This is a genomic window from Citrobacter sp. CK202 (assembly GCF_030333225.1).
Taxonomy (GTDB): Bacteria; Pseudomonadota; Gammaproteobacteria; order Enterobacterales; family Enterobacteriaceae; genus Citrobacter_B; species Citrobacter_B koseri.
Genome location: NZ_JAOWGI010000028.1, coordinates 156,886 through 169,434, shown reverse-complemented (window position 1 = coordinate 169,434; position 12,549 = coordinate 156,886). Strand labels below are relative to the sequence as shown.

Here is a 12,549-nt window from a genome sequence, read left to right as displayed (position 1 = left end):
AACTTACTCCTGACGACGGGACTTGCGGGTAAACAGATGCTTAACCAGCACGAAGAACAGCGGGACGAAGAAGATAGCCAACAGCGTGGCGGTTAATGTCCCACCGATGATTCCGGTCCCGATCGCCACACGGCTGTTCGCCCCGGCCCCTGTGGCGATAGCCAGCGGCGTAACCCCGGCAATAAAGGCCAGAGAGGTCATAATGATTGGGCGCAAACGGGTCTGCGCCGCTCGCAGCGCAGCCCGGCTCAGGGAATAGCCTTCCGCAACCGCAGCTTCGGCAAATTCGACGATCAGAATGGCGTTTTTCGACGACAGGCCGATGGTGGTCAGCAGCGCGACCTGGAAGTAAACATCATTATTTAAATCACGCATCCAGGCCGCCAGCGCCGCGCCTAACAGCCCCAGAGGGATGACCAGAATCACCGAAAACGGTACCGACCAGCTTTCATACAGCGCCGCCAGGCAGAGAAAAACCACCAGAATAGAGATGGCGTACAAGCTCATAGCCTGACCGCTGGCCAGCTTTTCCTGCAATGACAACCCGCTCCACGCCCATGTGGTGCCAGCAGGCAAGCTGTTTGCCAGCGCTTCCATTTTGTCCATCGCGGCGCCGGAGCTGAAACCGCTGGCGTTTTCTCCCTGAATCTCATAGGCGGCAGAGCCGTTGTAGCGCACCAGACTTTCCGGGCCGTACTCCCAACGGGTAGTGGCGAAGGCGGAAAAGGGCGTCATGCTGTTATCGCTGCCGCGCACGAACCATTTGCCCAGGTCCGCAGGCGAAGAACGGAACTCGCTGTCGCCCTGAATGTAGACCTTCTTCACGCGACCGCGATCGATAAAGTCATTGACATAGGTTCCCCCCCAGGCGCTGGATAAGGTGCTGGTCACATCGCTTAAACCAAGCCCCAGCGAGACGGCCTTATTACTGTCGATATCCACCTGAAGCTGCGGCATTTGCGGCAGGTCATTTGCGCGCACGGCGTGCAGAATATCGCTCTGGTTTGCCTGGGCGATCAGCTGATTACGCATCTGTAACAGGGTATCGCGATCGGTCGCCCCATTCGCCATCAGCTCAAAAGAGAAGCCGTTGCTTTGCCCCAGCCCCTCAACCGACGGCGGCGTCATCGCAAAAAGCGTCGCATCGCGAATGGCGCCCAGTTCTTTACTGGCACGCAGCGCAATAGCCTGTGCGGTATTTTCTTCGCCTTTACGCTCCGACCAGTTTTTCAGCGAAACGAACGCCATCCCGGCATTCTGCCCGCTGCCGCTGAAGCTAAAACCATCGACGGTAAAAATAACGTCCGTATTGGCTTTCTCTTTATTGAGAAACCAGTCTGTCACCTGACGATTGACCTCTGCGGTTCGCGACGCCGTCGCCCCTGCGGGCAGGGTGTACTGCACCATAATTTCACCCTGATCTTCGGTCGGTAAGAAGCTGCCGGGCAGCTTCCACATCGCCAGCGCCATCGCCCCGCATAACAGCGCATAAACGCCCATCACGCTGACGCTGCGACGCAGCACATGCAGGACGCCGCGCTGATAACCCTGTTCAGTTCGGCTATAGAATCGGTTGAATATCCCGAAGAAGCCCTTTTTATGCGGCGCGGTATGGCTAAGAATCGAACCGCACAGGGCTGGGGTCAGGGTCAACGCCACCACGACCGAGAGCAGCATTGCCGAGATAATCGTCACAGAGAACTGGCGATAAATGACGCCGGTAGAGCCGCCAAAGAACGCCATCGGCAGGAATACCGCAGACAAAACAAGAGCGATAGCCACCAGCGCGCCAGCGATTTCTCCCATCGATTTTTCGGTGGCTTCGCGCGCGGGCAGCCCTTCATCGCGCATAATACGCTCGACGTTTTCCACCACCACAATGGCGTCATCGACCAGCAGACCTATCGCCAGCACCATTGCAAACAGCGTCAGCGTATTGATGGAGTAGCCAAACAGCGCCAGCACGCCAAAAGTACCGAGCAGCACGACCGGAACCGCCAGCGCCGGAATCAGCGTGGCGCGAAGATTCTGCAAGAACAGGTACATCACGCAGACCACCAGAATGATGGCTTCAAACAGCGTCTGAACCACATCCTCTACGGAGATCTTAATAAATTCGGTGCTGTCTTTCGGATACGCTACGTCATAGCCCTGCGGCATATCCCGTTTAAATTCAGCGACTTTATCTTTTACCAGCGTGGCGGTATCCAGCGCGTTCGCCCCCGGCGCAAGCATGACCGCAACCCCCGCAGCCGGATGACCGTTGAGTTTAGCGATGGCGGTGTAGTCTTCACTGCCCATCTCCACGCGCGCCACATCCTGGATGCGTACCACGGCCCCGTCAGACTGGCTTTTGATAATGATCTTTTTGAATTGTTCTACCGTCTGCAAGCGCGACTGCGCGCGAACCGTAGCGGTCAATTGCTGTGTGTCAGGGGAAGGTAACGCACCGATTTTCCCGGCGGAAACCTGAACGTTTTGCGCTTCAATGGCGCTCTGCACATCCGACGGCATCAAAGAATAGGAGGCCAGTTTCGCCGGGTCCAGCCAGATACGCATGGCGTATTCCGCCCCAAACACCTGTAGGCTCCCGACCCCTTCCACGCGTGCCAGCGGGTCCTGTACGTTACTCACCAGCCAGTCAGCGATATCTGAGCTGCTCGCCCGGTCGGACTTATCATACACGGAGGCAATCAGCAGGAAGTTACTTTGCGATTTCACCACCGTGACGCCGGATTGTTGAACCTCGCTCGGCAAGCGGGATTCCGCTTGCTGCACCTTGTTCTGTACCTGCACCTGCGCGGTGTCAGGGTCGGTGCCCTGTTCAAAGGTGACATCAATACTGACCGAACCATCGGAACTGCTGGTCGAGGTAAAATAGAGCAGGTTATCCAGCCCGGTAAGCTGCTGTTCAATCACCTGAGTCACGCTGTTTTCCAGCGTTTCGGCGGAAGCGCCGGTATAGGTCGCCGAGATTTTCACCGACGGCGGCGCCACGTCAGGATACTGCGCAACCGGCAGCGTTTTAATCGCCAGAATACCGGCCAGCATGATCAGAATGGCGATAACCCAGGCGAAAACGGGTCTGCGCACAAAGAAACGGGAGAACATCAGCCTTTGCCTCCGTTCAGTTGTACATCAACGGCGTTAACCTGCTGACCCGGCGTGACCTTACTTGATCCCTCAACGATCAACCGGTCGCCGCTACGCAAACCGTCCAGCACCAGCCATTTATCCCCATAGGTATCGCCTGTTTCCAGGGTACGCTGCGCCACTTTATTGTCTTTAGTGACCACCAGCGCTGTCGCATTGCCTTTCGCATCGCGCGTGATCCCCTGCTGCGGCGCGAGGATCGCATCGTTCATGATCCCTTCATCAATGCGGGCGCGAACGAACATACCGGGTAACAGCTGCTGTTGAGGGTTGGGGAAAATCGCCCGCAGCGTGACTGAGCCTGTAGACTCATCTACCGCCACTTCCGTCAGCGCTAACTTTCCTTTTTCGCTATAGGTCGTGCCATCTTCAAGCGTCAGCGTCACGTTCAGGGTATCGCTGTTGGTCGCCAGAGACTGCTTACGCAGGCGCAGCAAATCCACGCTGGAGCGGGTAAGATCGACATACATGGTGTCGAGCCCACGAATGGTCGCCAGCGCCGTCTCCTGTGAAGCCGTCACCAGCGCGCCGGGCGTGACGGATGAGATACCAATGCGCCCGGAAACCGGGGCGGTAATGGTGGTCCAGTCCAGATTGATACGCGCGCTTTCTAATGCGGCTTTCTTTGCCTCCACGCTGGCTTTGTCCTGAGCACAGGTAGCCTGCGCATCATCGGCATCCTGGCGGGAAACACCGTCATCGTTAACCAGCCGCGCGTAACGTTGCGCCTTCTGGCAGTCGGCATTCACCAGCGCCTGCGCCTGTCTGAGCGAGGCATTCGCTTCGTTCCATGCGGCGCGATAGCTGGCAGGATCGATCTGATACAGCGCCTGCCCCGCTTTGACGATATCGCCCTCATTAAACAGGCGTTTTTGAATAATGCCCCCCACCTGCGGGCGAACTTCGGCACTGAGCGCTGCGCTGGTGCGTCCGGTCAGTTCACTGACGACAGAAACGGGTTCTGTTTTAAGGGTCACGACGCCCACTTCCTGAGACGGAGAAGCGGTATTGTCGGTTTGCGTATTATCACAGCCGGATAATAACAATAGCGCGATAATTGATGTTGTTATGTATTTCATCTTTTTTCCAGGGTGAGAAACGCCTGCCCCGTTAAAATTAACAAGGTAGCACCAGGCGACTGAACGTTATTTCAGGTACAGCGGTATCGCGTCATGAGCTATTTCTCACAACGACAATAAGGGAAATAATTTATTTCCCTTTGATTATTAGATTCTTTATTCAGCCATTCACAAGCATGGTAACGATATCCCGATATATCTCCTGTAACGCATCAGGGTCACTTTTTTGCGGCGTCAGGCGACGGTAAACCGCCCCTTCCATCATGGTTGCAATCACTTCAACACAGCAACGGATGCGGGCCTCGCTGAGTTGCGGACACGTTTTTCTCAGGTGCGCGCAGGCGTTGTCGAACATCCGCGCATCCGCCTCTTCGAGCATCGCGGCAACATGAGGATTGCGGGTCGATTCAGCCGCCATCTCCAGCATCAGCGCATCGTCATCCTCACTCAGCGTTTGCCGCCAGGCCAGGATTCCGGGGATACGCTCCGTCTGGGTTTTATCTTCTATCTGCGTGATGCGATAGTCGATAATACGGCGGATCATCTCTTCGATAATGGCATCTTTACTGGCGAAGTAGCGATAGATTTGCCCCACGCTGAGACGGGCTTCAGCAGCGATCTGCGACATGCTGGCGCCGTGAAATCCGCTAGCGCGAAAGCACTGGCGCGCGGCGTTGATGATCTCATCCTGTCGTTGTTTCTGGCGGATTTCCAGCTTGCTGCTCATCGCATCTCCTCGTCACCTCAAAAGTGAGAATGATCGTTCTCATTTTGGCTAATTATACGTCTCCTGCGCACATTGAAAAGGATTTTTTTGCTTATTATTTTCCTGCATTATTTGCCAGGAAAATAATGGAGAGATTATGGAGATTTAATGAAAAAATCTGAAAATCAAATGGAGAGAATATTTAAATTTATTTCTTTGCCCCTGACTTTCCAATTCCCCGGTACAATTCATTGATGCGCTTAACGGACTTAATCGAACGCTGCGGGGCTGTCGAAGCGACAGACAACACGATCATTTCCAGGCAAACCAGCACCGTACCGTGCAACGGCATTTTCCCGTTCTCACCGCCGCGCGGCACATTGATCACCACATCCGCCTCCTTGCTAAAACGTGATTCCAGCGCATTGGTCAGTAAAATCACCGGCACGCCCAATCGCTTCGCCTCGCGGATGGTCGTCAACCCTTCGCGATGCGGCGATTTCTGCGCCATCATAATCAGCACATCCCCCCGCTGTAGCGCAATCAGCTGTTCCGCCAGGTTAATCCCGGTACGATTAAACGCCACCGACGGCAAGCCAATACGGCTGAGCAGACGCGCCGTGTAGTCCGCAAGTATCCCGGATGCGCCAATGCCAAATATCCCCACCTGACGCGCCTCCACCAACAGTGCGACCGCCTGCGCAATCGCGTAACGGTTTTGCGGCGTAGACAGCACGTCGCAGGTGCGCTGATGCCCTTGCAGAACAAAATCAATGCTCGAATTTACATCGCAGGAAAGCGTATTCACCGTGGTCGTCATTTTCTCTTCCGAGGTGATACCCGGGCCAAACCAGTGTTCGATGGTCTGTTTTAAATCGCGCAGCCCGGCAAACCCCAATGCCTGAATCGCCCGGACAACCGTCGCGTCAGAAGTTTGAGTGGCGGTCGCAATTTCTATCGCCGTAAATTCCAGTACCACTTCCCGGTTCTCATGGATATAACGCGCCACCGCCTGCATCCTCGGCGAAAGCAGATGCGCCCGCGCCCGGAAGCGATCGCCGTAGACATCAATACGATTTTTCACTTTCTTCGCCGTCAGCATGGTTATTTCCCCTCCGGTAAGTGGCGCCCGGCAATATGCGACTGTACCTGTGCAACCATCAGGCTGAGTGATGCAAAGGAGTTCGAAATCGCCTCTTCACGGGAGATCAAAACGTAGTGCCCGCGCTGGCAAGCGGTAAGAAACTCGCACCAGCCCGGCAACACGGCATCCATCGCGGCAATTTCATCCTGCGGCTTACCACCGGTATCACCGCGCCAGGTGGCAAAAACAAAATCCGCGTCCATCTCTGGCAGACGCTCCGCGCTCACGTCAATCCGCCCTCCCGGCGGAATGCTATCGATCAGTTTCGGGAAGGAAAACCCGGCATCGCGCAGGACGCGTCCTAACGAATGATAGGTGTGCAACGCATTGATTTTTCCCTGGTTTGCCTGAATGACTGACACCGTAATGTGTTGGGTATCCACCGTGTGTTTCAACCGGTCAATCTCTTCCCGGTAGCGACGCTCCAGGATAGCCAGTCGCGCCTGAGTTCCGGTAAGCTGCGCGAGCTTGCGGTAAATTTCCGGCGCGCCGCCGTCGAGATGATCAATGCTCACCGTCGGGGCGATTTTCTCCAGTTGTTCGATGGGCGTATGGCGACTCGGCTCGGTGATGATCAAATCGGGTTTCGCGGCGACAATCGCTTCAATATCAATGTCCGCCGTACCAATAAACTTTATTGTCGAATGATCAAAATCGACGCCGGTCAGCAGCGCGCCCGAACGCAGGAAATGGCTGCCGTCAGGACGCGTTCTGCCGTGGCTGGCGACCGGCGGAACACCCAGCTCAATCAGCGGAATGGTGATATCAAGATCGTGTAGCGACACAATGCGCTGCGGATGCAGCGGCACGTTCACCACGCGTCCGAGATCGTCGGTAAAAGGCCGGGTGGCAACCTCTGCCTGTACAGAGCACCCCAGCAGCAGCAACAGCGAAAAAAGTAAACGCATACACCCTCTTAAAAATTACAAACGATCCCGGCGACGCCAGAGCAACAGTAAAAAGAAAGGGCCGCCGACCAGCGCAATCACGATCCCCGCCGGTATTTGCAGCGGCGCAAAGGCCAGACGCCCAATGGTATCCGTGAGCAGCACCAGCAGAGCGCCAATGAGCGCACTGCCCCACAGCAGCGCCATTTGCCCTCCGCGCAGGCAAAAACGCGCCATATGCGGCGCCATCAGGCCGACAAACCCCAGGCTGCCCACGCAGGAGACGCTGGCGGCGGTCAGAAAGACCGGCGCCATAAAACGCAGCAGCGCCAGATGAGACAGACGCACCCCGAGCCCGGTCGCGGTGTGATTACCCAGCAGCGCCACATCCGATGCTCTCGCCGTCGCAAACAGCAGAACAGCCGCAGGCAACGCCCACCCCAGCGCCACCCACAGCAACGGCCAGGTGGCGGCGTGCAGGCTTCCGGCCAGCCAGACCAGCGCCGTTTGTACATCGCGGACATCGGCTGTCGTCATAAAAACGCCCATTCCCGCAGCAAAGAACCACGAGACGCCAATGCCGATCAGCACAAATCGCGGGCGGGAGAAATCACGGGCCAGCAGCATGACCAGCGCGGCGACCAGTAATCCGCCAGCAATACCCGCCAGCGGTCGCCAGACCAGGCTGACCGACGGGAAAAGCAGCACTAACGCCAGTACCACCACGCTACTCCCCTCTTTCACGCCGATAAGACCGGGGTCCGCCAGGCCGTTACGGGTAATCGACTGCATCGCCGCGCCAGCCAGCCCCAGCATTGCCCCACACAGCAGCGCCATCAGCAAACGCGGAAGACGGACATCCCAGACAACATACTGCTGCTGCTCCGTTAACGCCTGCGGAGAGAACAACGCACGCCCGATGGCGGAAGCCGGAACGGGAAGCGACCCCTGCAACACGCCCGAAACCAGCAGTACAGCGGCCAGCGTGGCAAACCCCAGCACACACCACACCGTTTTCAGCCGGACAAGGCGTGAGAATTTCCCCACCCGCCATACGCGCAGCCCGGCACGCGCCAGAACAACGCTCATTTAAGAAATCTCGACGCAATGAAAATAAACACCGGCGCGCCGACCAGCGCGGTCATCACTCCTGTAGCCAGCTCCTGCGGGGCAAGCAGGGTTCGGGCAACGATATCCGCCAGTAGCAGCACTGCCGCCCCCAGCAGCGCCGCCAGCGGGAGCATCTGGCGAATGTCTTCCGTCACCAGACGTCTGATGACGCCCGGAACCAACAGCCCGATAAAACCCAGCGGCCCGGCGACGGATACCGCCGCGCCGCACAGCAGCGCAATGGCGATCATCGCCATCAGACGAATGCGCAGAATATTAACGCCCAACCCACAGGCCATCCGGTCGCCTAGCGCCAGAATATTCAGCCCCGGCGCTATCGCTACCGCCAGTACAACGCCAACCAGCGACGGCAGGAGGGCCTGACGTACTTTTTCCCAACTCATCCCCGCGAGATCGCCCACCAGCCAGGTGCGCATCGCCAGCAACGTCTGCTCATCCAGAATAAGGATTGCCGCCGTGAGCGACGACACCATCGCCGACAGCGCCACGCCGCAGAGCGTGACCTTCAGCGGCGTCAGTCCGCCACGCCCGGCGGAAGAGAGCGCCATCACCAGCGAAAAGAGTGCCGCTGCGCCCCCTGCCGCAACCAGTGACTGACTGAGCCCCGCGACGCCCAGCGCGGTACACAGCACCACGGAGAACGCGGCTCCCGCATTCAGCCCCAGAATGTGCGGTTCACCCAGCGGGTTGCGAATCAATGCCTGTAACAGAACGCCGGCTACGCCCAAAGCCGCGCCAACCAGCATGGCCGCAGCCATACGCAACAGACGCAGAGAGATAACGATTCGGTGATCAAAGTTTTTGGCATCGAAGTGAAATAACGCCTGAATGACGGTCTGCGGACTGACAGCACGCGCCCCGACGCCCAGATGAATCACCGCCAGCATAAACAGCAGCAGTAGCAAGACAGGAAGCGCCAGCAGAAATCGACCACGACGGCGGCCTGATGCAATGACCATAGCCGTCATTCTTCCGCTCCAGCCTTGGCACGAAACGGCATGAAGAATGGCTTTCCGGTCAACGGATTCACCGACATCTGCACATCGACGTCAAACACCGATTTGATCAGCTCCGGCGTACAGTGTTCTCCTTCATGTACGATCCCCTCCAGCCGTCCCTGTCTGAGAAAGACCAGCATATCGCCGTAATTCACCGCGAAATTGAGATCATGTAACACCACCACCACGGTACGACCATGATGGCGGGTCAGGGAGTGCAGAAGCTCAAGGATCTCTACCTGATAACGCAGATCGAGAAAGGTTGTAGGCTCATCCAGCAAAATAAACGGCGTTTGCTGCGCCAGCGCCATCGCAATCCAGCACCGCTGGCGCTGCCCGCCGGAAAGACTCTCCACCGGCAAATGGGCGAAGTCGGTTGTTCCGGTGAGCTGTAACGCCTGCTCTACGGCCTGTGCGTCATCATCGGTCCATTGCTGGAGAAAATTCTGCCAGGGAAAACGCCCGCGCGAAACCAGTTCAAAAACCGTTAATCCCTCCGGCACCAGCGGGGATTGCGGCAGGATGCCAAGCTGACGCGAAACCGCTTTGGTCGGCTGTTGATGAATCGCTTTACCATCAAGCAGCACGCTGCCGCCCAACGGCTTCAGCATTCGGGCAATCGTACTTAATAAGGTGGATTTGCCTGAGCCGTTCGCCCCGGCCAGCACCGTCATTTTACCTTGCGGGATAGTGAGGCAGACGTCATGCACGATGGCGTGCTGACGATAGCCAGCAGAAAGCTGTTTCAGCTCAATGCCCGTTCTGTGGGCGGTGTTTTCCACATGCTGTGGCATGTTCACTCCTGCGCCGTCGCAGCCTGGCAAAGCCAGCGCGCGCAGCCTTTCAAATAAAAATAAAACTCATTCTCTTTAAGATCTTGCTGGGTTGCGCTGTAGTAGTCAAGCAATTACGCCCTGTAGTTACCTCACCGTACTCACGCAACAAAAACGCCGCAGAAAAAGACGAACAAACTTATAAAAATAAATAAATATCAATAAATTAAAAATCATTTCCCCGCAATAACACTACGGTTTTATGACGTTAACCCTGCTGTAGTTTCTTTTTCATTTTTACGTTTACTACTACAAACCCCCATGATTGAATGATTCTCAATTACACATCTGACGCCGTTTACGTTGGTTAAAAGATGGATAAAACGCATGGCTAGCAAGCCGGGCAATGAACTGGATAAACCTGTTTCCCCTCCCGTTTTTGGCAGGGTATTTTGCGGAATAAATAAAAGATGGCTAAGTTAACTCCTTATTTTTCTGGGATGAAAGGGCGAGCGCTGTGCTCCGCTCTGTTTTTGGGTATCACGACGGCTCCTGCGGTCATGGCGGCGGAAAAAGAAAACTCGCCGCTCAAAAATGAAGAGACGATGACCGTGCGCGCAGACGCCTCTTCTGCCGATCAGGCCGTCACGTCAGGTTATCAACCGCTGAGTTCGTCCACCGCCACGCTGACGTCGATGCCGCTGCTGGATATCCCGCAGGTGGTCAATACCGTCAGCGACAAAGTGCTGGAAGATCAGCACGCCACAACCCTCGATGAAGCGCTGTATAACGTCAGCAACGTCGTGCAAACCAACACGCTGGGCGGAACGCAGGATGCGTTTGTTCGCCGTGGTTTCGGCGCGAATCGTGACGGTTCCGTGATGACCAACGGCCTTAAAACCGTATTGCCGCGCAGTTTCAACGCTGCCACATCGCGGGTGGAAGTGCTGAAAGGCCCGGCCTCCACGCTGTACGGTATTCTCGATCCCGGCGGCCTGATTAACGTCGTAACCAAACGTCCGCAAACGCAATTTGGCGGCTCGATTTCCGCCACCTCCTCCAGCTTCGGCGGCGGCACAGGTCAGTTTGACATCACCGGGCCGATTGAAGGCACCCAACTGGCGTATCGCCTGATCGGTGAATATCAGCACGAGGACTACTGGCGCAACTATGGCACTAACCAGAGCAGCTTCATCTCCCCTTCCCTGACCTGGTTTGGCGACAACGCGACGGTCAGCGTGCTCTATTCGCACCGTAATTACAAAGCCCCGTTCGATCGCGGCACCATTTTCGATCTCAATACCAAACAGCCGGTTAACGTGGATCGGAAAACCCGCTTTGATGAGAAATTCAATATCACCGATGGCGAATCGGATCTGGCGCAGCTCAATGCCGAATATCGCTTCAACAGCGCGTGGACGGCGAAATTTGATTACAGCTTCAGCCAGGATAAATACAGTGATAACCAGGCTCGCGTGATGGCTTATGATTCCGCTACCGGGAACCTGACTCGCCGCGTGGATGCGACGCAAGGCTCCACCCAACGGATGCACGCGACCCGCGCCGATTTACAAGGAAACGTGGATATCGCTGGTTTCTATAACGAGATCCTGACCGGCGTCTCTTATGAGAATTACGATCTGCTGCGCACGGATATGATTCGCTGTAAGAACGTGAAAGGCTTTAATATTTACAATCCGGTCTACGGTACGCTCGGCAAATGCACCAGCGTCTCGGCCTCCGACAGCGACCAGACGATTAAGCAGGAGAGCTATTCCGCTTACGTACAGGATGCGCTGTATCTGACCGATAAGTGGATCGCCGTCGCCGGGATGCGCTATCAGTACTACACCGAATATGCCGGGAAGGGCCGCCCGTTCAACGTCAACACCGACAGCACGGATCAGCAGTGGGTGCCGAAATTCGGCATGGTCTATAAGCTGACCCCTTCTGTGTCGCTGTTCGGCAACGTATCGCGCGCCTTTATGCCGCAATACTCTATTGCCAGCTACATTGGCGATCTGCCGCCGGAAACCTCTACCGCCTATGAAGTGGGGGCGAAATTCGATCTCTTTGACGGCATCACCGCCAATATCGCCCTGTTCAATATTGATAAGCGCAACGTGCTGTACAACGAAATCGTGGATGGCGAAACCGTGGCGAAAACCGCAGGGCGCGTACGCTCACAGGGGGTGGAAGTGGATGTCGCAGGCTCGCTGACGCCCAATACCAATATCATCGCCAGCTACGGTTATACCGCAGCAAAAGTCACGGAAGATCCCGATTACAAAGGGAAACCGCTGCCTAACGTACCGCGTCATACCGGTTCATTGTTCCTGACCTATGACATTCACAACGCCTTTATGGGCAATACGTTGACCATTGGCGGCGGCGGACATGGCGTAAGCCGTCGTTCCGCCACCAACGGCGCGGACTATTATCTGCCTGGTTATTTTGTGGCCGATACCTTTGCAGCCTATAAGATGAAACTGCAATACCCGGTGACTCTGCAACTCAACGTGAAAAACGTGTTTGATAAAACGTATTACACCTCATCCATTGCCACCAATAATCTGGGTAATCAGATTGGCGACCCACGTGAAGTTCAGTTCACGGTAAAAATGGAGTTCTGATCCTTCTCATCCAAATACCCTGTCAATTCTGGCAGGGTATTCCCG

9 protein-coding genes are annotated in these 12,549 nt (G+C 56.1%); 1 reads left to right on the top strand and 8 read right to left on the bottom strand.

The annotated features are described in order from the left end of the window. Positions 1–3: 3 nt before the first annotated feature. From OGX84_RS16925 to OGX84_RS16890, 8 genes are all read right to left on the bottom strand, one after another. Positions 4–3,111 carry an efflux RND transporter permease subunit gene (locus OGX84_RS16925; protein ID WP_101743918.1) on the bottom strand — a complete coding sequence of 1,036 codons (3,108 nt, stop codon included), beginning with the start codon at positions 3,109–3,111 and terminating at the stop codon, positions 4–6. Beyond that, positions 3,111–4,232 (bottom strand): efflux RND transporter periplasmic adaptor subunit, encoded by a 1,122-nt coding sequence (locus OGX84_RS16920; RefSeq protein WP_012133656.1) that lies wholly within the window; start codon positions 4,230–4,232, stop codon positions 3,111–3,113. The genes OGX84_RS16925 and OGX84_RS16920 overlap by 1 nt, the downstream gene beginning before the upstream one ends. Positions 4,233–4,392: 160 nt before the next feature. Continuing rightward, positions 4,393–4,959 (bottom strand): TetR/AcrR family transcriptional regulator, encoded by a 567-nt coding sequence (locus tag OGX84_RS16915; protein WP_049009383.1) that lies wholly within the window; start codon positions 4,957–4,959, stop codon positions 4,393–4,395. A 187-nt stretch (positions 4,960–5,146) separates the two neighbouring features. Beyond that, positions 5,147–6,040, bottom strand: a complete 894-nt coding sequence (locus OGX84_RS16910) for a MurR/RpiR family transcriptional regulator (RefSeq protein WP_112002454.1) — start codon at positions 6,038–6,040, stop codon at positions 5,147–5,149. 2 nt (positions 6,041–6,042) lie between these two features. After that, entirely contained in the window at positions 6,043–6,990 is a 948-nt protein-coding gene (locus tag OGX84_RS16905; protein WP_012133661.1) for an iron-siderophore ABC transporter substrate-binding protein, read from the bottom strand. Positions 6,991–7,005: 15 nt separating this feature from the next. Continuing rightward, on the bottom strand, positions 7,006–8,058 hold the full coding sequence (locus OGX84_RS16900) for a FecCD family ABC transporter permease (RefSeq protein ID WP_286458221.1): 1,053 nt from the start codon (positions 8,056–8,058) through the stop codon (positions 7,006–7,008). Continuing rightward, positions 8,055–9,068, bottom strand: a complete 1,014-nt coding sequence (locus tag OGX84_RS16895) for a FecCD family ABC transporter permease (RefSeq protein ID WP_012133663.1) — start codon at positions 9,066–9,068, stop codon at positions 8,055–8,057. The genes OGX84_RS16900 and OGX84_RS16895 overlap by 4 nt, the downstream gene beginning before the upstream one ends. Continuing rightward, complete coding sequence (locus OGX84_RS16890) at positions 9,065–9,892, bottom strand: ABC transporter ATP-binding protein (RefSeq protein WP_058668675.1); 828 nt, start codon at positions 9,890–9,892, stop codon at positions 9,065–9,067. Before OGX84_RS16890 ends, OGX84_RS16895 begins: the two co-directional genes overlap by 4 nt. Positions 9,893–10,341: 449 nt before the next feature. Between OGX84_RS16890 and OGX84_RS16885 the strand changes: the two genes are divergently transcribed. After that, positions 10,342–12,504: a TonB-dependent siderophore receptor gene (locus OGX84_RS16885; protein WP_200030818.1), complete on the top strand. Its 2,163-nt coding sequence runs from the start codon at positions 10,342–10,344 to the stop codon at positions 12,502–12,504. Positions 12,505–12,549: the final 45 nt, after the last annotated feature.